The organism is Pseudomonas sp. B21-028 (assembly GCF_024749045.1).
Taxonomy (GTDB): Bacteria; Pseudomonadota; Gammaproteobacteria; order Pseudomonadales; family Pseudomonadaceae; genus Aquipseudomonas.
This window is the reverse complement of the sequence record NZ_CP087184.1, coordinates 4,820,753-4,844,087: the sequence shown is the minus strand read 5'-3', so window position 1 is coordinate 4,844,087 and position 23,335 is coordinate 4,820,753. Positions and strand designations below refer to the sequence as shown.

17 protein-coding genes and 4 tRNA genes are annotated in these 23,335 nt (G+C 60.0%); 13 read left to right on the top strand and 8 right to left on the bottom strand.

Annotation, left to right across the window (positions count from 1 at the left end; translation table 11 throughout):
• Positions 1-74: 74 nt before the first annotated feature.
• Entirely contained in the window at positions 75-1,949 is a 1,875-nt protein-coding gene (locus LOY35_RS20810; RefSeq protein WP_258626504.1) for an MFS transporter, read from the top strand.
• Between the two features lie 130 nt (positions 1,950-2,079).
• On the opposite strand, the gene sugE is transcribed toward LOY35_RS20810, so the two are convergent.
• From sugE to rdgC, 3 genes are all read right to left on the bottom strand, one after another.
• Positions 2,080-2,394: a quaternary ammonium compound efflux SMR transporter SugE gene (gene sugE, locus LOY35_RS20805; RefSeq protein ID WP_258626502.1), complete on the bottom strand. Its 315-nt coding sequence runs from the start codon at positions 2,392-2,394 to the stop codon at positions 2,080-2,082.
• A gap of 131 nt (positions 2,395-2,525) precedes the next feature.
• Complete coding sequence (locus LOY35_RS20800) at positions 2,526-3,494, bottom strand: bile acid:sodium symporter family protein (protein WP_258626498.1); 969 nt, start codon at positions 3,492-3,494, stop codon at positions 2,526-2,528.
• 149 nt (positions 3,495-3,643) lie between these two features.
• On the bottom strand, positions 3,644-4,564 hold the full coding sequence (gene rdgC, locus LOY35_RS20795; protein WP_258626495.1) for a recombination-associated protein RdgC: 921 nt from the start codon (positions 4,562-4,564) through the stop codon (positions 3,644-3,646).
• A 160-nt stretch (positions 4,565-4,724) separates the two neighbouring features.
• Here rdgC and LOY35_RS20790 point away from each other — a divergent pair.
• The 5 genes from LOY35_RS20790 (at position 4,725) to LOY35_RS20770 (ending at position 6,135) form a co-directional block, all read left to right on the top strand.
• A tRNA-Val gene (locus LOY35_RS20790) sits at positions 4,725-4,800 on the top strand.
• Between the two features lie 20 nt (positions 4,801-4,820).
• Positions 4,821-4,897: transfer RNA gene (locus LOY35_RS20785), tRNA-Asp, on the top strand.
• A 319-nt stretch (positions 4,898-5,216) separates the two neighbouring features.
• On the top strand, positions 5,217-5,840 hold the full coding sequence (locus LOY35_RS20780) for a hypothetical protein (protein WP_258626491.1): 624 nt from the start codon (positions 5,217-5,219) through the stop codon (positions 5,838-5,840).
• 125 nt (positions 5,841-5,965) lie between these two features.
• Positions 5,966-6,041, top strand: a tRNA-Val gene (locus LOY35_RS20775).
• 17 nt (positions 6,042-6,058) lie between these two features.
• A tRNA-Asp gene (locus LOY35_RS20770) sits at positions 6,059-6,135 on the top strand.
• A 157-nt stretch (positions 6,136-6,292) separates the two neighbouring features.
• On the opposite strand, the gene LOY35_RS20765 is transcribed toward LOY35_RS20770, so the two are convergent.
• Positions 6,293-7,429 carry a catalase family protein gene (locus LOY35_RS20765; RefSeq protein WP_258626490.1) on the bottom strand — a complete coding sequence of 379 codons (1,137 nt, stop codon included), beginning with the start codon at positions 7,427-7,429 and terminating at the stop codon, positions 6,293-6,295.
• Between the two features lie 31 nt (positions 7,430-7,460).
• A complete protein-coding gene (locus LOY35_RS20760; RefSeq protein ID WP_258626488.1) occupies positions 7,461-9,269 on the bottom strand; it encodes a cytochrome c in 1,809 nt (602 codons plus the stop codon).
• Between the two features lie 269 nt (positions 9,270-9,538).
• On the opposite strand from LOY35_RS20760, the gene LOY35_RS20755 reads away from it, so the two are divergent.
• The 6 genes from LOY35_RS20755 (at position 9,539) to LOY35_RS20730 (ending at position 17,422) form a co-directional block, all read left to right on the top strand.
• On the top strand, positions 9,539-10,252 hold the full coding sequence (locus LOY35_RS20755; protein WP_030142016.1) for an FKBP-type peptidyl-prolyl cis-trans isomerase: 714 nt from the start codon (positions 9,539-9,541) through the stop codon (positions 10,250-10,252).
• A gap of 293 nt (positions 10,253-10,545) precedes the next feature.
• The gene (locus LOY35_RS20750) at positions 10,546-11,001 is read left to right on the top strand and encodes a YkvA family protein (protein ID WP_258626486.1); all 456 of its coding nucleotides are present in this window, start codon (positions 10,546-10,548) and stop codon (positions 10,999-11,001) included.
• Between the two features lie 113 nt (positions 11,002-11,114).
• The gene (locus LOY35_RS20745) at positions 11,115-11,456 is read left to right on the top strand and encodes a helix-turn-helix domain-containing protein (protein WP_258626484.1); all 342 of its coding nucleotides are present in this window, start codon (positions 11,115-11,117) and stop codon (positions 11,454-11,456) included.
• Positions 11,453-11,824: a hypothetical protein gene (locus LOY35_RS20740; protein WP_003179080.1), complete on the top strand. Its 372-nt coding sequence runs from the start codon at positions 11,453-11,455 to the stop codon at positions 11,822-11,824. The genes LOY35_RS20745 and LOY35_RS20740 overlap by 4 nt, the downstream gene beginning before the upstream one ends.
• Before the next feature lie 405 nt (positions 11,825-12,229).
• Complete coding sequence (locus LOY35_RS20735) at positions 12,230-16,990, top strand: RHS repeat protein (protein WP_258626481.1); 4,761 nt, start codon at positions 12,230-12,232, stop codon at positions 16,988-16,990.
• A gap of 9 nt (positions 16,991-16,999) precedes the next feature.
• Positions 17,000-17,422: a hypothetical protein gene (locus tag LOY35_RS20730; protein ID WP_258626477.1), complete on the top strand. Its 423-nt coding sequence runs from the start codon at positions 17,000-17,002 to the stop codon at positions 17,420-17,422.
• 68 nt (positions 17,423-17,490) lie between these two features.
• Here LOY35_RS20730 and LOY35_RS20725 read toward each other — a convergent pair whose 3' ends face one another.
• The 3 genes from LOY35_RS20725 to LOY35_RS20715 form a co-directional block, all read right to left on the bottom strand.
• The gene (locus tag LOY35_RS20725; protein WP_258626474.1) at positions 17,491-17,847 is read right to left on the bottom strand and encodes a DUF6124 family protein; all 357 of its coding nucleotides are present in this window, start codon (positions 17,845-17,847) and stop codon (positions 17,491-17,493) included.
• Between the two features lie 364 nt (positions 17,848-18,211).
• Positions 18,212-19,987: a bifunctional diguanylate cyclase/phosphodiesterase gene (locus tag LOY35_RS20720; protein WP_258626472.1), complete on the bottom strand. Its 1,776-nt coding sequence runs from the start codon at positions 19,985-19,987 to the stop codon at positions 18,212-18,214.
• Between the two features lie 119 nt (positions 19,988-20,106).
• Positions 20,107-22,188, bottom strand: coding sequence for a carboxy terminal-processing peptidase (locus LOY35_RS20715; protein WP_258633697.1), 2,082 nt, complete (start codon positions 22,186-22,188; stop codon positions 20,107-20,109).
• A gap of 139 nt (positions 22,189-22,327) precedes the next feature.
• Here LOY35_RS20715 and LOY35_RS20710 point away from each other — a divergent pair, with 139 nt between their 5' ends.
• Positions 22,328-23,290: a zinc-binding dehydrogenase gene (locus LOY35_RS20710; protein ID WP_258626471.1), complete on the top strand. Its 963-nt coding sequence runs from the start codon at positions 22,328-22,330 to the stop codon at positions 23,288-23,290.
• Positions 23,291-23,335 lie beyond the last annotated feature (45 nt).

The following is a 23,335-nucleotide window of genomic DNA, read 5'->3' as shown; positions in this document are numbered from 1 at the left end:
CCGTAGGTTAATGTGTGGCCTGGATAAAAAAACGTTATTCCAATAAGCGTCCACGCCACTCAGGAACATGGAAGATGAGTCACCCTTCGCAGTTCACCTTGCTTCGCCGGCGGCGTTTCCTGCCGTTTTTCATCACGCAATCCCTCGGGGCCTTCAACGACAATGTGTTCAAGCAGTCGCTGATCCTCGCCATTCTCTATCGGCTGACCATCGAGGGTGATCGTTCGATCTGGGTCAACCTGTGCGCACTGCTGTTCATCCTGCCGTTCTTTTTGTTTTCGGCGCTGGCGGGGCAGTTCGGGGAAAAATTCGCCAAGGATGCGTTGATTCGTCTGATCAAGCTTGGCGAAATCGTCATCATGACAGTCGGCGCCGTAGGCTTTCTGTTCGATCATCTGTCGCTGATGCTGGTGGCGCTGTTCGCCATGGGTACCCACTCGGCGCTGTTCGGTCCGGTCAAATATTCGATCCTGCCGCAAGCGCTGCACGAGGACGAACTGGTCGGCGGCAACGGCCTGGTGGAGATGGGCACCTTCCTGGCGATCCTCGCCGGCACCATTGGCGCCGGGGTCATGATGTCCTCGGCCCACTATGCACCGGTGGTGTCGACCGCGATCATCGGCATCGCCGTGCTCGGTTACCTGGCCAGCCGCGGCATTCCCCGGGCGGCGGCCGCTTCGCCGCAGATGCGCCTGGACTGGAACATCTTCAGCCAGTCCTGGGCCACCCTGAAACTGGGCCTGGGGCAGACCCCGGCGGTGTCCCGCTCTATCGTCGGCAACTCCTGGTTCTGGTTCGTCGGGGCGATTTACCTGACGCAGATCCCGGCTTACGCCAAGGACTGGATGCACGGCGATGAAACCGTGGTGACCTTGATCCTCACGGTGTTTTCGGTGGGGATCGCCCTGGGTTCGCTGCTCTGCGAAAAACTCTCCGGGCGCAAGGTCGAGATCGGCTTGGTGCCGTTCGGTTCGTTCGGCCTGACGGTGTTCGGGCTGTTGTTGTGGTGGCATTCCGGTGGAATCCCCGACAGTGTCAACGGCCACGGTTGGCTCGAATTGCTCGGCTTCGGCCATGCCTGGCTGGTGCTGGTCGACATCCTTGGCCTTGGCGTGTTTGGCGGTTTCTACATCGTGCCGCTGTACGCGCTGATCCAGTCGCGCACCGCCGAAAACGAACGGGCCCGGGTGATTGCCGCCAACAATATTCTCAACGCCTTGTTCATGGTGGTTTCGGCCATTGTCTCCATCGTGTTGCTGAGCCTGGCCAAACTGTCGATCCCGCAACTGTTCCTGGTGGTGTCGCTGCTGAACATCGGCGTCAACGCCTACATCTTCAAGATCGTCCCCGAGTTCACCATGCGTTTCATGATCTGGTTGCTGAGCCATTCCATGTACCGCGTGGAGCACCGCAATCTGGACGCGATTCCCGATGAAGGTGCCGCGCTGTTGGTTTGCAATCACGTTTCCTTCGTCGATGCGTTGCTGATTGGCGGCGCGGTGCGTCGGCCGATTCGCTTCGTGATGTACTACAAGATCTACAACCTGCCGGTGCTGAATTTCATCTTCCGCACTGCCGGGACCATTCCGATTGCCGGGCGTCAGGAAGACATTCACATCTATGAAAAGGCCTTCACGCGGATCGCGCAATATCTGAAGGATGGCGAGCTGGTGTGCATCTTTCCTGAAGGAAAGTTGACCGCTGATGGTGAGATCAATGAGTTCAAGAGCGGCTTGACGCGCATCCTGCAGGAGACACCGGTGCCGGTGATTCCCCTGGCCTTGCAGGGTTTATGGGGCAGTTTCTTCAGCCGCGATCCGGCCAAGGGCTTATTCCGGCGGTTCTGGTCGCGGGTGACCCTGGTGGCTGGGCCGGCGGTGGCGATGGAGATGGCCGAGCCGGCCAAGCTGCAAGCGTTGGTCGGCGAGTTGCGCGGGAGTGCCAGGTAAACACTCAGGCCTTATGAGGCCTCAATCTGTGGGAGCAAGGCTTGCCCGCGATGGCGGTCTTGAGATCGCTATCGCGGGCAAGCCTTGCTCCCACAGACCCTGCTTCCCCAGGCTCCATTTGCAAAAGGGTCTAGGCGCTGACTTTAAGCCCGATCAATCCCGCAATGATCAACGCCACGCTGACTAACCGAACCAGCGCCATCGACTCACCAAATAGAATAATCCCGGCGATCACCGTGCCCACGGCGCCGACTCCGGTCCAGATCGCATAGGCCGTGCCCAGTGGCAATTCCTTCATGGCAAGGCCGAGCAGGCCGAGGCTGATCGCCATGGCTGCAATCGTCAATGCAGTGGGGAGCGGGCGGCTGAAGCCGTCGGTGTATTTGAGGCCGACAGCCCAACCGACTTCGAACAGGCCGGCAAAAAACAGAATGATCCAGGACATCAAGCACCTCCATCAGTGGATGGGGTCGTCCCCGGATTGACACTTGATCGGCGGACGGGATCAAGTGGCGGGGTCGTCCCCGCGCTGAAAGGGTAGAGTGCCCATTCCCGGGCACTCGATCAAGCCTGTTTTCAATCGACCGCTTGGCCGGCGGCGAGCGCTTCGCGGTCCTGCTTTTCGCTCATGCGGCGGAAGTAGGTTGAGAGCAACGCCCCGGAGATGTTGTGCCAGACGCTGAACAACGCGCTGGGCACCGCCGCCAGCGGCGAGAAATGCGCACTCGCCAGGGCCGCGCCCAGCCCGGAGTTCTGCATGCCCACTTCCAGCGCCAGGGTCTTGCGTTGGGCCAATGGAAGGCCGAACAAGCGCCCGGTGAAGTACCCCAGCAAGTAACCGAAGCTGTTGTGCAACATCACAATGGCCATGATCAGCAGGCCGGATTCGGCGATCTTCGGCTGACTGGCCGCCACCACCGCCGCCACGATGATCACGATGCTCACCACTGATATCAGCGGCAGCACTTCTACAGCATGACGAACCCGGGCACCCAACAGGCGTTGGGCGATGATGCCCAGTGCAATCGGCAACAGGACGATTTGCAGGATCGACCAGAACAGCGCCGAGAACGACACCGGCAACCAGGCCGAGGCCAGCAACCAGATCAAGGCCGGGGTCAGCAGGGGAGCCAGCAGGGTGGTGATCGCGGAGATTGCCACGGCCAGGGCCAGGTCGCCGCGCGCCAGCCAGGTCATGACATTGGACGACGTGCCGCTCGGGCAGCAGCCCACCAGAATCACACCGACGGCGATCTCCGGCGGCAGGCTGAACACTTGGCAAAGCAGCCATGCGGAACCGGGCATGATGACGAACTGGGCAATCACACCCAGGGCCACACGCCCAGGACGGCGGGCCACTTCGGCAAAGTCATCCAGCTTGAGCGCCAGGCCCATGCCGAACATCACCAGCCCCAGCAAGGGCACGATGGCGACCTTCAGATCCACGAACCACTCCGGCAGCAGGAATGCCACGATGGCGAAAATCAGTACCCAGTAAGCGAAGGTATTGCCGACGAAGCGGCTCAGTGCAGCCAATGCGCGCATGACCAGATCCTTGTTATTAGTAATTGAAACCACACAAAACCAATGTGGGAGCGAGCCTGCTCGCGAAAGCGGTGCATCAGCAACATTGATGTTGACTGATCTGACGCATTCGCGAGCAGGCTCGCTCCCACAGAGGTGATGCTATTGCGTTAAATCCCCTGTGGTGTCTCTTCCCCACCCAGCGCTTCAACCAGCGCTGGCAGGAATTCGCCGAAGGTCAACATCATCAGCGTGAAGCTGGCGTCCAGTTGGCCGAGGGCTTCATCGCCACCGTCCTGCTCCGCCTGGTCCTGCAGTAAATCTTCGAACTTCAGGCGCTTGACCACCATTTTGTCGTCGAGAACGAAAGACAGCTTGTCCTGCCAGGCCAACGACAGTTGCGTCACCACCTTGCCAGTGTTGAGGTGCAGCTGGATTTCGTCGCTGGTCAGGTCCTGGCGCTTGCAGCGCACGATGCCACCGTCTTCATGGGTGTCACGCAGTTCGCATTCGTCCAGCACGAAGAAGTCGTCCGCAGCTTTCTGGGTCTTGACCCAGTCGGTCATGACGGCGGTCGGTGCGGTCTTGACCGTCAGTGGACGCACCGGCAGCGAGCCGATGACTTCGCGCAGGGTGGAGAGCAGGTCTTCGGCGCGTTTCGGGCTGGCGGAGTTGACCAGGATCAGCCCCTGTTTCGGCGCGATGGCGGCGAAGGTAGAGGAGCGACGAATGAATGCACGTGGCAGGAACGCCTGGATGATTTCATCCTTGATCTGGTCCCGTTCCTTTTTATAGACCTTGCGCATTTGTTCGGCTTCGATCTCTTCGACCTTTTCCTTCACTGCATCGCGTACGACGCTGCCAGGCAGGATGCGCTCTTCCTTGCGCGCGGCGATTAACAGGAAATCCTGGCTGACATGCACCAGGGGAGCGTCTTCGCCTTTGCCGAAGGGCGCGACGAAACCGTAAGTGGTCAACTCCTGGCTTGCACATGGACGCGCCAGTTTGCTGGCCAGTGCAGTTTCCAACGCCTCGGCATCAAAAGGCAGATCTTGGGTCAGGCGATAGATAAGCAGGTTTTTGAACCACATGGGGTGAATCTCTCCTTTATACAAAGGAGGGCATTATTCTCTTCGCGGCGCCATAGGCCAACCCTTCGCTAAGCCTTTGGAAGACCTGAGGAAATTAATTTAAAAAGTGCTTGCCAGCGTGGAGGACGCTCCGTAGAATGCGCGCCACACCGAAAGCGAAGGGTGATTAGCTCAGCCGGGAGAGCGTCTGCCTTACAAGCAGAATGTCGGCGGTTCGATCCCGTCATCACCCACCATTCGTTTCCAAGTGTTACGCGCAGCGGTAGTTCAGTCGGTTAGAATACCGGCCTGTCACGCCGGGGGTCGCGGGTTCGAGTCCCGTCCGCTGCGCCATATTTGCTTATCCAGGCCCACTGAACACCTGGAAGCCAAAAAACAAGCGGCCTTGAGCCGCTTTTTTTGTGTCTGGAATTCCATTCGGATCCACTCTCGCCACGGTTTCAAGTACACCGTCGCGATGCTTTTGCCGCCTCGATGGCACCCCACCTTTCCGTCTTTTTTGACCGCTCGTGCCTGTCGCGATCAACGCGAGCCGGCCTGCGGCGTTGATTTTCCCGACTTGCCGCCGCGACTGCGGTGCCGTCCCGACAGTTGGGTTTGGCAAACGGGATCACCTGTGCCTAACTGCGTCGATAACAAGCGAGGACGCTCCATGCGACGTAGAAGCGCACAGTACTGGCTTTGGGTTGACAGGCGTCTGCCTGGCAAAATCTATAATGACCTTCTTGACGATGGACGACAGGTCGAGGTACAGGCCCGGCTGACACTGGAGCGTGGGATTCAGGTCTTCATAGGGGTGTATGCGGCCGACGGTGCTGTGATTTGCGAAGAGCTCCATGACCGTCACGCCGGTGAAAAACTAGCTTGCGCGCTGGCCTGGGGCGTACAACAGGCGCGCTCCAGAATCATGCAGTCGGAGCGTTTCAAAGCCCCTCACCGCCCGCAATTTACGCTCGGTCCTGTGATCGTCGATGAGGTCAAGCTGATGCTAAGACGCGTGGAAATGGGGGAACGAGAACGTCTGAGGCTTCAGGCGCAGGATGCCTGGGACGAGTATGTCGAAGCTAAAGAGGCGATGCTTGATTTGATGCGTCAATCCCGAGTGGATCAGGAAGCATGGGCCCAATGCCAGGAGCGACTGCGGCAGGCGATTGATCGCCGGACCTCTATTCAGCGAGTTTATTTGCAAGACACGCTTGCAGCTGAAGGCGTCGAATATGGAACTGGGCACGTGCCAGTGAAAGGGACTGGTGCAGACGGTTGCTCATCTGCGTAATGAAGGCTGCTGAGGCCGGGTTTTGGCTGTTTGTCGCACCTTTTTCATTTTTTTTTCTGAGTTTTGCAATTAAATCAGCACGTTACAAAAAACTGTGAGAGAATGCGCCCCGCATCGAAAGTGCAGGGTGATTAGCTCAGCCGGGAGAGCGTCTGCCTTACAAGCAGAATGTCGGCGGTTCGATCCCGTCATCACCCACCAAGCTTTCAATGTTACGCGCAGCGGTAGTTCAGTCGGTTAGAATACCGGCCTGTCACGCCGGGGGTCGCGGGTTCGAGTCCCGTCCGCTGCGCCATATTCGATGGCCTGGAATACTGAACGCCAGGTCATCAGCAAAAAGCCCACTCATTGAGTGGGCTTTTTGCTGTCTGCTGTTTGAATCGGTACGCCTTGGCGGTCCCTGGTTGCGTTCCCACGCGGAGCGTGGGAACGATCATTCCCGAGGCGTTTATCTACTGCTCGGCGTTCCGGCTGTGACGGTAATCGCTGACCGCCTCGTACACCGCCTTACGCAAGCGGTTGATACCGCCGATGGGGCGGTGCGCCTCGATGCCGAACCACGGATTGAACGACAGGTTGTCACAGGCCAGGTTCAGCTTGGGGCTGTCGAAATCCTGGGGCGGTACCTTGATTCGCGCCACCGTCTCGAACGGTGCGTCACTTTCGCGCCATTCAATGCTGGTGTCCTCGATCGGCATGTATTTGCCAGGGTCCTGGCGTTGGATCTGCAGGACAAAACACGCCGGTACCCGGTCTGTGGATAACTGCTGATGCAACGCACTGCGCAGGAAATTCGGCAGTGCCTGGTTTTGCGGCGGCAGGGTATAGCTTGGGCAACTGTCCGGGTCTGGCGCTACACGAAACTTGGCGTTGGCCTCGCCGAACTTGTAAGGCGATACCGAAAAATACGTAGTCTGGGTCGGACTGGCGGGAGGTGGTGAGAGTGTCGCCAGGGCGATGAACAGATGGCGAAACTGCCAAGTGCGCGGGTCCAGTCCTGGAAAGAACGCCATCACTTTTTTTCCGTCGGCCTGGGCGGCCACATTCTGACGGTACTCGGCGACATCACTGACGAAGAAGTTCGGGTGATTGAACATTACGAAATCCTGTTCACCCTGTGACTGTCGGTCCGCCAGCAGTGGCTTGCCTGGCACGTTCAACAGCTTGATGGCCATCCCTCGCGCATCCCGCAGGCTATCGAATTGCGGGTACGCATTGCCGTTGGACAGGCGCATCGTTGCCTGCCAGACCTTTCCCGGCTCGGCAAACACGCCCTGGCGCAGGGGGGCTGGAAGGTCATTCGGCACCTGGACCTCGGCCATCACGCAGCCATGTGCCTTGGCATGGGCGTCCCGCAGATAGCGCGTGCCTTCACGATGCTGATCGACGATGCGGATGGCGGTCTGGATGATCTCCTGGGTCATGGCGGCTTCGCCCGGCGGTATCTGCTCCTTGTCCGACACCGGTCCGCTGTGTTGCCAGGCGAACCACGCCGTGGCGAGCGCCCAGCCGAGCAAGCCGATGCCCAGCAGCCACAGGAGTGTCTTGCCCAGAAAGGCGCCGAGGCGCAGCCAGAGCGTGATCAGCATGGGTCAGTCCTTTTGCCTGAGAGATTCATCATCACAGTTGCGACTCCAGTGGCCCGCCCAGCACCTTGAGGTACTCCAGCAATGCCCAGCGTTCCTGCGGTTGCAGCAGGCGACCGATCACCCCGTTACCCCGCTCGCCAGCGCGGAACTCATGCCCGCTGTTGTGGTTGCCGGTGAGCCGGGTGTCGAAGAGGAATCCGTTGGTGAAGGCTTCGGTGCGGTAGCCCAGGTGCCGGGGATCGTACTCGAAGCTGCCTTTATAGAAGGTGGTCGCTCGTTCGTCCTGAGGGGACAGCAACTGATAGATCGTCGGCACGGAGCCGTTATGCAGGAACGGTGGCGTGGCCCAGACGCCGACCAGCGGCCGGGCCTTGTAGGCGCGCAGTTCACGTACGCCGATGGGCAGGCCGAAACCATCCATGGCCGGCCGCTCGACCGGAGTGACGCCGGCGTCGCGGTAAGCGCGGTTCTCCACGAAGGCCGTGACGTAGGCCAGTCCCTTGGCGACCGAAACCTGGCCCAGGTCCAGCGGTTGCGCGGGGGCAGGGTGCAGTTGCACGTCCAGTTTGGCCAGTTCGGCCGGGTCCCATTGCAGGCTGGTCAAATCGAAGCGGTGGTCGGCAATGTTATTGGCCGTGCCCGGATCGGTGCCGATCACCTTCACCGGCAGCATGTGCAATTGCTGGACCGGTCTGTCAGGGCCCTGGACGACTTCAGGCACATGGCAGCCGGCGCAGTTTTCGGCGAACAGCGCCCGGCCCTTGGCGGCAAGAGGTTTATCGATCGAACCCAGCAGCGCTTCCGGCCATACCGGGGGTTTGAGCAGTTGCAGGGTTTCTTCGATCGTATGCAGATCGCGCACGCGTACGCTGGAGGGGTAGCGCGCATCGCCCTGCAACGGCTTGCCCTGGGCATCGAAGAAATTCAGCGTGGCGCCCACACCCAGCGCTTCACCGACGTTGCGGGCCATCGGCTGTTGGGCCGAGCCGTTCCATTGCACCCAGTCAAAGGTCCAGATGTCCCACAACTGCGGGTAATCCACCGGGGCGTCGGCGACCCGGTAATTCGTCGCCGAAATGGCATCGCCGAAACTGGCATTGGCGATGCGACCAAACGCGTCGGTGCGGCCCGGTCCTTCTTCGGTGGGATAGAGGCCGCGGTGGGTGTCATTCCAGGCGACCCGCAGGAACGTATCCAGAGAGTCCTTGAATGCCTTGCGCAACGCGTCGTGGCGGGCATCGTCGTAGTCCTGGCCCAGGACCTGGCGGGCGAAGCGTTCGAATTTCCAGGGGTTGTAGTAAGTCGAGGCGAGGCTGGCGACCAGTGCTTGTCCGAAGCTGCCACCGCGCAACGTCGGTACGCTGGAGGGCAGGACGTGTTGCGCCGAGCCGCCATCGATCCGTATCGCCTGACCCTTGAAGCGCAATTCGCCGGTGTGGCAGGCGGCGCAGGTGATGTCCAGGAACTGCTCGGTGCTGCCCGGGTTCTGGTGCCGCGCAAAACCCACCGGCAGGTTGCCGGGATTGTTCTGCGAGGCTTTCTGCGCCGGGTCGACCAGAAAGCCGAAGCGCGCCAGGTATTCGGGCGACGCGAAGCGCTGCTGCGAGAATGGCAGTTCGAGAGCCGTGAACCACTCGTAGCGCAGGCCTTTGACCTGCGTCCCCTGGGGTGTGAAGTAATACGTCTGGCGCTCGGCGGCGCTCCATTGGTCCAGGTAGTGCACCTGTTCGACGGGGGTGTAGAACGGCAGCCGGGGATTGGCAATGTAATAAAGCACCACGGCCACGACGACCAGTACCAGTACGAGGAGCAGCAGGAAAATGCGAGAGAGGAGGCGCACGGTCACTTCCTTGTTTTTTTGATACGCCCTTATGCCTCAGTGCCGCGCGGCCGGCAAGTGGCCATTATTTGTCGACCCCAGGGCGCGGCGATAGGTCCCTGTATGTAATAGATGACAGATGCTTCATCTGCACAGGATCAAAAAGCATTTGTGGCACCTGAACTTATCCCCGGTTTTCGGCTCACATGCCGGTAGCCATTGGTCGTGGCGGCCTGATAAGCTCGCGGCTTTATTCGATTGCCCTTTAGGCGCATGAACAAGGAAATAGCATGAAACAGCATCGGTTGGCGGCGGCGGTTGCCCTGGTTGGCCTGGTACTCGCAGGTTGCGACTCGCAGACCAGCGTTGAGCTGAAAACCCCGGCGCAGAAAGCTTCCTACGGTATCGGCCTGAACATGGGCAAAAGCCTGGCTCAGGAAGGTATGGACGACCTGGACTCCAAAGCGGTCGCCCAAGGCATCGAAGATGCCGTCGGCAAGAAAGAACAGAAGCTGAAAGACGAAGAACTGGTTGAAGCCTTTGCCGCACTGCAAAAGCGTGCCGAAGAGCGCATGGCCAAGATGAGTGAAGAGTCGGCGGCCGCCGGCAAGAAATTCCTCGAGGAAAACGGCAAGAAGGCTGGCGTGACCACTACCGCCTCCGGTTTGCAGTACGAAGTGGTCAAGAAAGCTGACGGCGCGCAACCCAAGCCGACCGACGTCGTGACTGTCCACTACACCGGCAAGCTGACCAATGGCACCGTGTTCGACAGTTCCGTGGAACGCGGCAGCCCGATCGACCTGCCGGTCAGCGGCGTGATCCCGGGCTGGGTTGAAGGTCTGCAACTGATGCATGTCGGCGAGAAGTACAAGCTGTACATCCCGAGCGACCTGGCCTACGGTGCCCAGAGCCCGAGCCCTGCGATCCCTGCCAACTCGGTTCTGGTCTTCGACCTGGAACTGCTGGCGATCAAGGATCCGGCAAAAGAAGACGCAGCCAAGTAATCGCGTCTGCTATAACGACAACGCCTCGCTTATGCGGGGCGTTGTTGCATCCGGGCTACGGAAAATCCGAAAAAACCGAACGCACATCGCAGACGACAGTCATAGGCAATACAGGCGCTGTGCTAGACCCAGTCAGCCTGTCAAGTCAATGAAATATTGGGTTTTTTTATGTGAGTAAAAAACGCCCGATCTGAGCTCGGCCCTTATGAAACGCGGGCTTCAGCGTGGAAACATAGCTCTGTTCACAAGGTTATCCACAATTTGTGTGGATAACATTTCAGTAGGAAGAAAAAATGAAGGCACCGTGGAATTTTGCACGCTTTCTGCCTTTGGCGGGACGGCTGCTGGCGCGTGGCCGATTGCCGACGCTGTTGTTTGCCGTCGCCCGCAAAGGCGCCCGGGAGGGTGGGCGCCTGGGGAAACTCAAGGACGATCTGCGTTTGCTGCAGGCGTTGTGCCTGGCTTACTGGCGCGGTGAGTACCGGGCGGTCAGTGCCAAGTCGCTGCTGTCGGTGGTGGCGGGGCTCATGTATTTCCTCAGCCCCCTGGATGCGATTCCGGACCTGCTGCCGATGTTTGGCATGATCGATGATATCGCCGTGCTGGCGTGGATCATGAAAACCCTCGATGACGAGCTCAGTGCCTTCCGTGCCTGGCGTGATAGCCAATCTCCCGAAAAGCTCGCACGGGTCGAAAGACTCCCCGATACCCCTCGACAACTCCAGCTCCAGGAACAGAAAAAGCCCTGATTCTGTTGGTTTCCCGTCGGTCGATCATCACCCCGCGACCTTGGCCGTCATTTAGGATTACACTTCTAAGGAAAAGGCTGACTCGCTAAGTGTCATCGTCCTACGGGGTAGAGATGGATATTCAGATAATCACACGCGACGGAGAGCCCGAGTACGCGGTTTTGCCGTGGGAGCAGTACCAGTCGTTGTTGAGGGCCGCAGGCATCCATCAAGCACCGCCGCAAGAGGCCAAGGCCCAATACGCGGCGGCACCGGACCAGATTCTTCCTGGCCTGGATCAATTACGCAGTTTGCGCGAAGGGAAGGGCATCGCCATCGAGGCGCTGGCCCGCACGGTAGGTATCAGCCCGTCTTATCTGGCCATGATCGAAAGCGGCGAGCGTCAGCCCGATGCTGCGATTCGGCGTAGTCTGGCCTGGGAATTGACGGTGCCGGGGTGGAGGGAAGGATCGTGAGTGTACGCATCAGTCGGCAGCATTGGGATGGGTTGTTGGGTGAATTGGACCAGGCGCGCCGCCAGCGCCATTTGTTGACGTATCGTGCCTTGCTGGAGCGCTTGCAGCTGCCCAGCCCGGCCATGCAGACCCTGACCGCCGCCCTTGAACATCTGGCGGCGCTGGACGCCCGGGCCGAGCAGCCGTTGCGCAGCTCGCTGGTCATCAGTCAGGGCGCCAGCCGGTTGCCACGCACCGGTTTCTTTGAATGCGTGGAACGCCTGGGGCGCTTTTCCGGCCCCTCCGACGGCGTGGCCGCCGCGTCCTGGCATGCGTCGGAAGTGGTCCGGGTGTTTGAGTATGAGTATCCGGAGTCGGCAGAGGCCTGATTGGTCTGACGGATCCCGGCGCGGACCGGTTAAAGAAAAATCGGAAAAACCGGACGTTCTCAAGATTTTCCTGGGCAACTCAAGAAAAATTGGGCGGCCAAGTCGAAAAAGAAGATTTTTGCCTGGGCTCAGTTGGGTATGCGGCGGCAAATCGCGGGCGCTTCAGCAACTGACGCATGCGCTGAGCAATCGCCGACAACGACCTTTTTTGCGGATTGAAGACCCATCGACTCCAAGGGGGCGATGGGTTTTTGCATTTAGCGAATCGCCCTACATTCAATACCTCCTTCCCTGACTTATTTCTCCAGCCATCCCCGGCAAAGTCTCGCGCTTCCTGAGTGCTGCGAGACGTCTACCCATGTTCGACCGGTTTTCCCTGCTGGCCCTTGATCGTGTCGTACCTTGATGGATCAGGCGCACCGTATCGAGTTGGAGCTCGACAGTTTCAAAGACACCCTTTCTCTCTATCGCGAGCAACTGGGGCGCTGGTACAGCCGTGCGGCGGAGCGGGCCAGCCAGGCGGCCGACCTGCCTTCGTTGATGGGCATGGAGCGGCTGATCCGCTTCGGTGACAGCACCACCGCCGTCAGCAGCGGCGACGACGACTTTCTCTCCACTGTCGTCCAGTGCCCCCAAGGCGGGGTGATGACGATCGAGAGCAAGCTCGAATCGGTGTACGACATTCCGCTGGGCGACATCGTGGTGGATGTGGTGGCGGTGGACAGCGGCGAGATCACGCCGGTCACCCTGGATGCCCAGGGGCTGGGAGTCTTCAGGGGGGATGCGGGGAAGTTCTATCGGGTCCATGTCCAGGGCGAGGTCTCGCCCGCCCAGATCAATAAACTGTTTTCCTCCTACGATGGCTTGACCACGGAGCTGACAGACTGGCTGCGCGGCGAGTGGCAGGGGTTCAAGCCGCAGTGGGAGCAGCAATCCCTGGCGACCTCGGCAGCCGCGGTGGGCAACGGCTTGCTCGCCGGCAGTTGGGCGGCAATCGAAGGGGTGTGGGACAGTCTCAATCTGCTCTCGGACATCCTCAAGGATCCCGGGCAGTTCGTTGAGCGCCTGGGCGACAGCGCCGATCAGTTGGCGAAACTGGCGCAGGCAGCACCGCAAGTGATGGCGAAACTGCAGTTGCTGGCCAGTGACGAAGCGGCGCTGTGCCTGCTGGTTCGCACCGCCAGTCTCTGGCTGGAGATGCTGCCACCCAGTGAGCTCGCCGGCGAAACGACCGAAGCACTTTCGACGGTGGTGGTGCAGTTGCTGCTCGACCTGCTGATCGGCGTGGTGCTGACCTTCGCCGGGGCGGGGGCCGGCATCGCTTATCTGGCGATGCGTCTGGCCAGGCACGGCGCAAGCCTGATGAATGCCGTACAGCGTTTCGTCAGCGCGATCTTTGCCGTCGTCAACGGTTTCATGGGCTACGTCGACCGCTACAAGGCCGTGGCGGCGCGGGGTATCGCGGCCGGAGTAAAAAAAGGTCGGATGCAACTGCGCTGGGATGCGCAACGCAACACCACGCTGAAAAAAGACGAGCCCCACGACGACGCCCCGGCCCAATCGAAAAACCCCAACGGCGACAGCGCCGACAGCGCGGCCCTGACCCGCACCGACGGCTGCCCGGTGTCGATGGTCACCGGCGAAGAACTGCTGACCCTGGACGACGGCACGCTCGATGGCCGACTGCCGTTCATCTTCACCCGCCTGTACCGCAGCAGCGCGGCGGAGCAGGACGTGGGGCTGGGACGCGGCTGGAGCCATGCCCTGGCACACCGCTTGTTGCTTGAGGGTGAGCAGGTCATCTGGATCGACCAGGAAAACCGCCGCACGACCTTTCCACTGCCCAACGCCCAGCGCCCGGCGATCCACAACAGCCTGGCCCGGGCGGCGATCTACCTGGGCAGCGAGCCGGATGAACTGATCATCGCCCAACCCGGCGAAAACGCACCTTTCCTACACTTTCGCGACGGTTATCTCACCGCCCTCAGCGACCGCTACGACAACCGCCTGACCCTCCAGCGCAACATCCATGGCGACATCTGCCGCCTGGACAACGGTGCCGGGCGCTGCCTGCAGTTGCGCTACGAACAGCGCCACCTCATCGCCCTCGACTACCAGAGCTTCCACCCGGCGCTGACCCTGGACGAAGCCTGGCGCACCGAACAGACCCTGGCGACCTACCGCTACGACGCACGCTCACGGCTGATCGAAGCGACCAACGCGGCCGGCGAAAGCGAGCGCTACGACTACGACGATGCGCACGTCATCCTCCAGCGGCAACTGGCCGGCGGGGCGAGTTTCTTCTGGGAGTGGCAAGGCACCGGACAGGCGGCCCGCTGCGTGCGGCACTGGGCCTCGTTCGCGCAGATGGACACGCGCTATAGCTGGGGCGAGGACGGCAGCGTCACGGTCCGCCACCTCGACGGCAGCGAAGAGACGTATGTTCACGACGACCGTGCGCGGCTGGTGCGCAAGGTCGAGCCCGACGGCGGCGAACACCTCAAGGCCTACGACGCACAGGGCCGGCTGATTGCCGAACAGGACCCGTTGGGCGCCGTCACCGAATACCACTACGACGAAGTCGGACGGCTGGTGGCGCTGATTCCCCCCGAAGACGTGCCCACGTCCTACGAATACCGCAACGGTTTCCTGCACGCCCGCGCCCGTGGCAAGGCCGTCTGGATCTACCGGCGCAACGACCGCGGCGAGGTGATCGAGGCCATCGACCCGGATCAACAACGCACCCGCTATGCCTACGACGCCCACGGGCAGTTGCTGTCGATCCACTACCCGGACGCCAGCGAACACCGCTTCACCTGGAACCGGCTCGGCCAACTGACGGAAGAAACCCTGCCTGACGCCAGCCAGTGGGTTTTTGCCTACGACGTCCTGGGGCGCTTGCTGAGCCGCCAGGATGAACACGGCGGGGTGACCCACTACCAATGGGACGCCGTGGGCCGGCTGCTGCAGACCACCTTGCCCAGCGGCACCACCCGCGCCTGGACCTACAACGCCTACGGCAAGGTCACCGCCGAGCGCGACGAACAGGGCCGTGTCACCCGCTACGAATACACCGACGACCTGCACCTGGTCAGCCGCCGCATCAATCCCGACGGCAGCACGCTGCACTACCGCTACGACTCGGCGCAGCTGCTGCTGACCGAGATCGAGAACGAGTCCGGCGAAAAATATCAGCTGGACTACACCCCCAGCGGCTTGATCCGACAGCAAGTCGGCTTCGACGGCCAACGCACCGCCTATGCCTACGACCTCAATGGGCACCTGCTGGAGAAAACCGAGTTCGGTGCCGACGGCAGCCAGCTTGTCACCGCCTACCAGCGTGACGCGGCCGGACGGCTACGGCGCAAGACCCTGCCCGACGGCCAGACGATCCAGTACCGCTACGACGGGCTGGGCCGGCTGGTCGATGTCGATGACGGCAGCGACCATCCGCTGGCCTTCGAGTACGACGCTCAGGACCGGCTGATCACCGAGCACCAGGGCTGGGGCACTCTGCGCTATGGCTACGACGCCTGCGGGCGGCTCAACCACCTGCGCCTGCCGGACAACAGCCAGCTCGACTACCACCACGCCCCGGGCGGCGCACTGACCGCCATCGACCTCAACGGCGCCCGCCTCACCGAACACCAGCTGCGTGGCGGCCGCGAACACCAGCGCCGACAGGGCCTGCTGCTCAGCCGGTACGAACATGACGAACAGGGCCGGCTCAAGGCCCACACCGTGCAGCAGAACCAGCAGACCCTGTTCTGGCGCGATTATGCCTACAGCCCCAAGGGCAACCTCGCCGCGCTTTCCGACAGCCGTCGAGGACGGCGCGAGTACCAGTACGACCCGCTCGACCGGCTGACCCGGATCGACCATTCCCACACCGATCCCACGGAACACTTCGCCCACGACCCGGCCGGCAACCTGCTGATGCAGGACCGACCCGGCCCGACCCAGCTCAAGGGCAATCGCCTGCTGATGGAGGGCGACCGCCACTATGACTACGACGCCTTCGGCAACCTGATCCGCGAACGCCGCGGCAAGGCCCGGGCCCTCGTCACCGAATACCGCTACGACAGCCAGCACCGCCTGATCGGCCTCACCACGGCGGACGGCCGAGAAACGTCCTACCGCTACGACGCCTTCGGCCGACGCATCAGCAAGACCGTGGCCGGCCTGACCACCGAGTTCTTCTGGCAGGGCGACCAGCTCGTCGCCGAAAGCAGCCGCCAGCACCACCGCAGCTACCTCTACGAACCGGGCACGTTCCGGCCGCTGGCACTGCTCGACGGCAAAGGCCTCAATGCCTGCCCGTTCTACTACCACCTCGACCACCTGGGCACGCCCCAGGAGCTGACCAACTACGGCGGCCAGATCGTCTGGTCGGCGCGCTATAACGGCTACGGCAAAGCCCACGGGATAGAACACGGCGGCGGCGAACAACTGGAACAACCGCTGCGCTTCCAGGGCCAATACTTCGACCCGGAAAGCGGCCTGCACTACAACCGACACCGCTACTACAATCCGGAAACGGGGCGCTACCTGACGCCTGATCCGAGCAAGTTGGCGGGTGGGCTCAATGGGTATCGGTACACCCTGAACCCGACGGGGTGGGTGGATCCGTTGGGGTTGGTAGATTGTCCGGGGAAGGGCGGGTGCAAGGCGGCGGTTGGGGAGCAGGATCCGGCGGGTAAGGCTCAGGTGGATGAGGGTGAGCCGCCACTGCCTAAGCCAACTGCCGCAGAGCTGGCAGAAAAAGAGGTCAGGCGTTTAGATAAAGAACAAGGCATGCATATGGTTGGTAAGCATAGCCCCGCAGTTTCAGATCAGGTATGGAAGCAACGATCAATTGACGGTACAGATCCCATTACCGGCAAGACCCCTTGGCATAGGAAAGGGAATCCAAGTTCAAGGTTCTACAGTTGGGAGTTACAGCTGAAAGCCTATAAATTAGCAATTAGAAAAAAGAATGATGGTCACGAGCTAATGACGGATAAAAGCGGAAGCAAATACCTGCGGTTGGACTTTCCTGGCGCGGGGGAAGGTTATATTCCAAATGCTAAAAATCCAAGTGATCCAAAATTGGTTAAAATGGATCGAATAGAAATGAAGTTTGATCGAGATACTGAAATTCCATTTACCCTGTATCCAATTAAATAGGAAATTTAAATGATTGATCCTAGTACAAACCAGCCATACACGCCTTCACCTGCATATTTTTTGGGGTGTTTTGATATATATGATCGAGAGGAAACATTGGGCGAAGAGCTTGAAAAATTCGACCCTAACAACCCTGTGGATAGAGAGGTGTTGATTGTAAATTACTCGCTAACAGAACGCTGGCGCATTACGTACAGACAAAAATACCTACTTTATAAAAGCTTAGAGGAAGCGTTGCGAGATAGTAGCTATGACTTTCAGGCCTTATTGGAACATGATTCTCAGGTGTGCTCCTCCTTCCCTAATGGCTGGGACGCAATGGCCAATCCACGAGTGTTCTTTGAGGATATATATAGGCTGGCAAGCGAAATATGGAAGGATGATCTTCGCAAGGCTGAAACTGAAGACAAGTCTACTTGGGAATATATATAGAATTGCTTGCTCTCTGACACTAAAGGTCTCGCATGGGTGGACCTTTGTGTCAGAGAGTGAGCAATTATTTATCTCACCTCAGCAATATCCAAAGCCCGATTAGCCAGCAGTTCACTCAACTCAATCACCTGCTGAATCCCCAGTGCAACATGCCGTCGAGAACCCTCAAGGTCAAACGCCAAATCACTGATCATGGCATTTGCTGACGCCAGATTTTCACTGAGATTGGCAAGCAAACATTCAGAATCCACATCAGGCGCGATGATGAAGAGGGTGTGTGTGTCGGACGTTTCTTTCTCAGGCGTGGGTTTCAGATAGAAATCCAGAGCCCGCGTAGCAGCGTCATCGAGCTTTTTGTTACGGGCCGACTGAACGCGTGATGCGGTTTCGTCTGCGGCTGGAGGATTCGGTGTAATTTTGGCCATCTACTTAGGTTCCTGTAAGTGATGCTGAAACCACCTCGCGACTAAACGAGAGGGCGGCAGCTGTACGCAGGTTAGTCGACCGGGGAACCTAAGAATCCGGCGCGCCCGAGGGCGCCCTGCGCACAGCCACCATCAATACAGGAACAGCAAAGCCTGTCAGACAGAGACCTGATACGCCTTAGGTTGAGACGGGCGACTAAACCCGATCACTGATGAGCAGTGACAAGGCTCAAACTACCGACGTGGTCCAAGGCGCACAAGCCGGCGGATTCTGGCGTAGTTGTAGGCAATGGCGCAAGGCGATGTCGGCAAGGGGTTAGAACCGCAAAGCTGTCAGGAAAATCCCATCCACTAGGGATGCAGCTCAAACCAACGCATCCACATACTTGGCAGGCTCAGCCTCAACCAGATACAAACTCCCCCCAGGCACTTCCTTCGCATGATGCTTAGCCTGCGAAGCCAGTTCCGCCAACTGGCTCGCATCCAGCTCCTCGCAGGCCTCTGAGCGCAGGTGCACTACGCCAATCGACAGCGACAACAACGCAAACTCCTGCCGGATACCCTGCCGATTCAGCGCGGTAAAACAGCCCGCGTCCAGATGTTCAGGGCGATAGAACCGGCGGCAATGGGTCTGGAAGTCGCCGAGCAGTTGGTTCAGACGCTTGCGCCAGTCTTCCGGGCCGAGGACCAGCAGGAAGTCGTCGCCGCCGATGTGGCCGACGAAGTCGCGGCTGGGGTCTATGCGTTCGTTCAGGCATTGGGCCAGGCACAGCAGGACTTCGTCGCCGCGGCCGTAGCCATAGATGTCGTTGAAGGGTTTGAAGCTGTCGATGTCGACGTAGCAGATCACCGCTTCCTGCCGCTGTTGCAGCAGACGGGTGAGACATTGCTGGATCGGTACGTTGCCTGGCAGCAGGGTCAGCGGGTTGGCGTAGCGGGCCTGTTGGATCTTCAGTTCGGTGATGAGCTTGAGCACGTCGATCACCCGTCCCAGTCCCAGGTAGTGACCATTGAGGGTGATGATGAAGTCTTCTTCGATGCGTTGCCGGGCGCGGCTGGTGATGAGGCGGCTGACTTGCTGCAGCGACTGGCTCAGTTCCACGGCCAGGAAATCATCGCTCATCAGGCGGCTGATGGGTTTGCGGGCGAACAGGTCGGTGGCGAAGGGTTTGAGCAAGGCGTCCGAGAGTGAATGGCGGTGGACGATGCCGCAGGGGTGGTTCTGATTGTCCAGCACGGCCAGGGAGTTGAGGTTGGCCTGGCGCCGAAAGGCTTCCAGGACCCGTGCCGTAGGGGTGTCGTGGGGCATGGCCGGTTGCTCGTTGAGCAGGGCGCTGAGATCGTTGATTTCATCGCTCAGCGGCACCGCGCCGCTGTCCTGTTTGGGCATCAGCGCCTTGGCGTCCCGTGACGGCTGTTCCTGAGGGCGGGCGAGCAGGTATCCCTGGACCAGATCGACGCCCATTTCCATCAACACCGCCAGTTCTTCCGGCAGTTCTATGCCCTCGGCAATCACCTGGGAGCGTGACGTCCGGGCGATCTTCAGGATCGAGCCGACGAATTCGCGCTTGAGGGCATCCTGGTGAATGCCGTCGATGAAGTGCCGGTCGATCTTCACATATTCGGGGCGCAATTCGGACCACAGCCGCAGGCTCGAATAACCGGCGCCAAGGTCGTCCAAGGCGATGGAGAAACCCATGGCCCGATAATGATGCAGTGCGTTTTGCAGGAGCTGGAAATCATCTATCGGGGTCTGTTCGGTCAGCTCGATCACCACCTGGCTGGGCGGGATGCCAAAGTCCTGCAGCAGTTGCAGGGTGCGTCCGGTCTGGTGCGCCGATTCCAGCAGCGACTCGGGTGAGACATTGAGAAACAGCTTGCCTGGCAGTTTCTGCTCGTTGAAGCGTTGGCAGGCGCTGCGGCGGCAGGCCAGTTCCAGTTCACTGAGGCGTCCGGCCTGGCGGGCCACGGAGAGCAAGGCGACGGGCGAATGCAGAGGGCTGTTGGACGGCCCGCGGGTCAAGGCTTCGTAGCCCAGGATGCGCCGTTCGGACAGGCACACGATCGGTTGGAACAGACTCTGCAAACCGCTTTGAGTCAGGATTGAACTCAAGGCACTCAGCTGTTCGGTCGTGGTCATGGCGATCTCTGGCGATAAAAAAAGGACCGGGCGCCGTGGTGGGGCGCCCAGTCCTGTATTTCACGACAGACTGATGTCAGTTTGATGACGCTCTGGCGAGAGTCACCATTAAATGGCCATCATCCTTGCTTGGCGACCGTCGTATTGAGTTTCAGGTAATCCAGCAGGATTCGCCCGGTCTCGCTCAGGTACGCATCGTCTTCCGGCTTGGTCTTTTCCGGTTCGGTGATCAGGTCTTCGTCTTCTTTCTTCAGCTCTTTGAGCGGCTCTTCGCCCTTGGCCTTGCGACGCAGGTTCTCCATCGCCAGTTGCTTGGCCTCGATGTCGGTATGCTGGGCGCGACGCTCGGCTTCGTTGAGGGTAACGGTTTTTTCCAGCATCAACTTCTGCGCCAGGGCCAGCTTGTCGCGGATGAACACGAACTCGGCATCCCGGGAGCTGCGGGCGTCGTGGTCGGACTTGAGCTGGGCCAGGAACGGTTTGAACGGGTCCACCGCCGGTTTGATTGCCGGCCGGATGGTGTCCCAAGGCATGGCTTCGGGCAGGGCGCTTTCACCGATTTCCTTGGTGTCGATGATCGACGGGTAATCGATATCAGGCAGCACGCCCTGATGCTGGGTGCTCTGGCCGGACACGCGGTAGAACTTGGCCAGGGTCAGTTTCAGTTCGCCATGGTTCAGCGGCTGGATGGTCTGCACGGTGCCCTTGCCGAAGGTCTGGCCGCCGATGATCAGCGCCCGGTGGTAGTCCTGCATGGCACCGGCAAAAATTTCCGAGGCCGACGCCGACAGGCGATTGACCAGCAAGGCCATCGGCCCCTTGTAGAACGCGCCCGGGTTCTCGTCTTCGAGCACATCCACCCGGCCATCGGCGTTGCGCACCAGCACGGTAGGGCCCTTGTCGATGAACAGGCTGGTCAGTTCGGTGGCTTCCTGCAAGGACCCGCCGCCGTTGTTGCGCAAGTCGATGACGACGCCGTCGACCTTTTCCTTCTGCAGTTCGGTCAGCAGCTTCTTGACGTCGCGGGTGGTGCTCTTGTAGTTCGGATCCCCGGCGCGGAACGCCTTGAAGTCCAGGTAGAAGGCCGGGATCTCGATGACGCCAAGTTTGTAATCCTTGCCATCCTGTTTCAGGTTGAGAATCGACTTCTTCGCGGCCTGTTCTTCCAGTTTCACCGCTTCACGGGTGATGGATACGATTTTGCTGGTCTGGTCATTTGGTGCATTGCTGGCCGGAATGACTTCCAGGCGCACCACCGAGCCTTTCGGGCCACGGATCAGCTTGACCACCTCATCCAGACGCCAGCCGACCACGTCGACCATTTCCTTATTGCCTTGGGCGACACCGATGATCTTGTCCGCCGGGCCGACCTGCTTGGTCTTGTCGGCCGGGCCCGCCGGTACCAGGCGCACGATCTTCACCTGGTCGTTGTCGCTTTGCAGGACCGCGCCGATGCCTTCCAGGGACAGGCTCATGTTGATGTCGAAGTTTTCCGCGTTATCCGGCGACAGATAATTGGTGTGCGGGTCGTAGGACATGGCGAAGGTGTTGATGTACGCCTGGAAGATGTCTTCGGCGCGAGTCTGGTCCAGGCGAGCCAATTGGTTCTTGTAGCGCTTGGTCAGGGTTTCCTGGATCTGCTTGGGGTCCTTGCCGGCGATCTTCATGCGCAGCACTTCGTCCTTGACGCGTTTGCGCCACAGGTCATCGAGTTCGGCTGTGCTTGTGAGCCAAGGGGCGTCCTTGCGGTCGACCAGCAGGGTTTCCTTGGTGTTGAAATCGATCTTGTCGACGCCTTTGTTCAGTTCGGCAATGGCGTAGTCCAGACGCGCCTTCACGCGGTCCAGGTAACGCTTGTAGATAATGAACCCTGCGTTCAGATCGCCGCTCTTGAGGAAATCGTCGAACTGGGTTTTCCACTTGTTGAATTCAGCGATATCGCCGGCCATGAAATAGCTGCGCGACGGATCAAGCAGCTTCAGGTAGCTGTCATAGATGATGACCGAGCGCGCGTCATCGAGCGGTGGTTTGCTGTAGTGATGACGCTTGAGCAACTCAACGACGTTAAGGCTGGCAATTACCTCGTCGCGATCAGGTTGAAGCTTGTCCCAGCTGTTGGCTGCGAACGTATCGCTCGACAGTGGCAACAGACCGAGGCCAATGACAAGCGCGAGGGCGGTGCTGGGGAACAGGTGCTTCATACTGATTCGACGCAGGGACAATTGATAACGCATATTAGGCCGTCTTTGAAGTCGCCGGTTCCATGTGGCCCGGGCGCAAAATGCAAGAAAGCCCGGCGTTACAGCAGCGGGCCCAGTCGAGACTCACTATGGAGGCACCGTGAAAGCATTGCAAGGCGTTGAAGGGCAAGTGGTATGGGCTGATGAGCCAAGTCCTACGTGCGATGTAGGGCAAGTTCGCATTCGTGTGGCGGCTGCCGGCCTGAATCGGGCCGATTTGTTGCAGAAAGCCGGACTTTATCCGCCGCCCCCCGGGGCCAGCCACGTACTGGGGTTGGAGTGTTCCGGGGTCATCAGCGAGGTTGGGGCGGGCTCGTCCTGGCAGGTGGGTGATCGCGTGTGTGCTTTGCTCGCCGGCGGCGGCATGGCCGAGGAAGTGGTGGTCGATGCCCGGCATGTGCTGCCAGTGCCCGAGGGCCTGTCATTGCCTGAAGCGGCCGCGCTGCCTGAGGTCTACAGCACTGCGTGGCTGAATCTGTTCCAGCTGGCAGGCCTCAAGCCCGGGGAGAAAGTGCTGCTGCACGCCGGGGCCAGTGGCGTCGGGTCTGCTGCAATCCAACTGTGCAAGGCGTTCGGCAACCCATGCTGGGTCAGTGTCGGTTCTGTCGATCGGCTGGCCTATTGCGAGGCGCTGGGGGCCCAGGGCGGCGTGGTGCGGGCTGACGACATCGAGCGCTTGAACGACTTCGCGCCCTTCGACGTGATCCTCGATCCGGTGGGCGCCAGCTACGCCAGGCTCAACGTGAAACTTTTGTCAGTTGACGGGCGTTGGGTGTTGATCGGGCTGATGGGCGGACGGGAAAGCCACCTGGACCTGGCGAAGATCCTCGCCAAGCGTATCCAGTTGCTGGGTTCGACCCTGCGCAGTCGCGACGATCAATTCAAGGCCGATCTGCTGCGGGATTTGGGTGAACATGTCTGGCCGTTATTCACCGAGAAGCGCCTGAGCCCACAATTGGCTGCGACTTTTCCGATCGAGGAAGCCGAAGCGGCGTTTGCCGAGCTGGCGGGTAACAAGGTGTCAGGTAAGTTGGTATTGGTGATTGATGAGAGTCTGAGCTGATTCCGGGGGACTGCCCGTGCTGCCGGAATGTGGAAAACCACGTAC

What these genes read in the sequence shown, in the direction of transcription:
- sugE (WP_258626502.1), bottom strand. Translation starts at nt 2,394, where the DNA reads ATGTCCTGGATCATTCTGTTTTTTGCCGGCCTGTTCGAAGTCGGTTGG.
- rdgC (WP_258626495.1), bottom strand. Translation starts at nt 4,564, where the DNA reads ATGTGGTTCAAAAACCTGCTTATCTATCGCCTGACCCAAGATCTGCCT.
- LOY35_RS20755 (WP_030142016.1), top strand. Translation starts at nt 9,539, where the DNA reads ATGAAACAGCATCGGTTGGCGGCGGCGGTTGCCCTGGTTGGCCTGGTA.
- LOY35_RS20715 (WP_258633697.1), bottom strand. Translation starts at nt 22,188, where the DNA reads ATGAAGCACCTGTTCCCCAGCACCGCCCTCGCGCTTGTCATTGGCCTC.
- LOY35_RS20735 (WP_258626481.1), top strand. Translation starts at nt 12,230, where the DNA reads ATGGATCAGGCGCACCGTATCGAGTTGGAGCTCGACAGTTTCAAAGAC.
- LOY35_RS20810 (WP_258626504.1), top strand. Translation starts at nt 75, where the DNA reads ATGAGTCACCCTTCGCAGTTCACCTTGCTTCGCCGGCGGCGTTTCCTG.
- LOY35_RS20750 (WP_258626486.1), top strand. Translation starts at nt 10,546, where the DNA reads ATGAAGGCACCGTGGAATTTTGCACGCTTTCTGCCTTTGGCGGGACGG.
- LOY35_RS20730 (WP_258626477.1), top strand. Translation starts at nt 17,000, where the DNA reads ATGATTGATCCTAGTACAAACCAGCCATACACGCCTTCACCTGCATAT.
- LOY35_RS20720 (WP_258626472.1), bottom strand. Translation starts at nt 19,987, where the DNA reads ATGACCACGACCGAACAGCTGAGTGCCTTGAGTTCAATCCTGACTCAA.
- LOY35_RS20800 (WP_258626498.1), bottom strand. Translation starts at nt 3,494, where the DNA reads ATGCGCGCATTGGCTGCACTGAGCCGCTTCGTCGGCAATACCTTCGCT.
- LOY35_RS20745 (WP_258626484.1), top strand. Translation starts at nt 11,115, where the DNA reads ATGGATATTCAGATAATCACACGCGACGGAGAGCCCGAGTACGCGGTT.
- LOY35_RS20780 (WP_258626491.1), top strand. Translation starts at nt 5,217, where the DNA reads ATGCGACGTAGAAGCGCACAGTACTGGCTTTGGGTTGACAGGCGTCTG.
- LOY35_RS20725 (WP_258626474.1), bottom strand. Translation starts at nt 17,847, where the DNA reads ATGGCCAAAATTACACCGAATCCTCCAGCCGCAGACGAAACCGCATCA.
- LOY35_RS20765 (WP_258626490.1), bottom strand. Translation starts at nt 7,429, where the DNA reads ATGCTGATCACGCTCTGGCTGCGCCTCGGCGCCTTTCTGGGCAAGACA.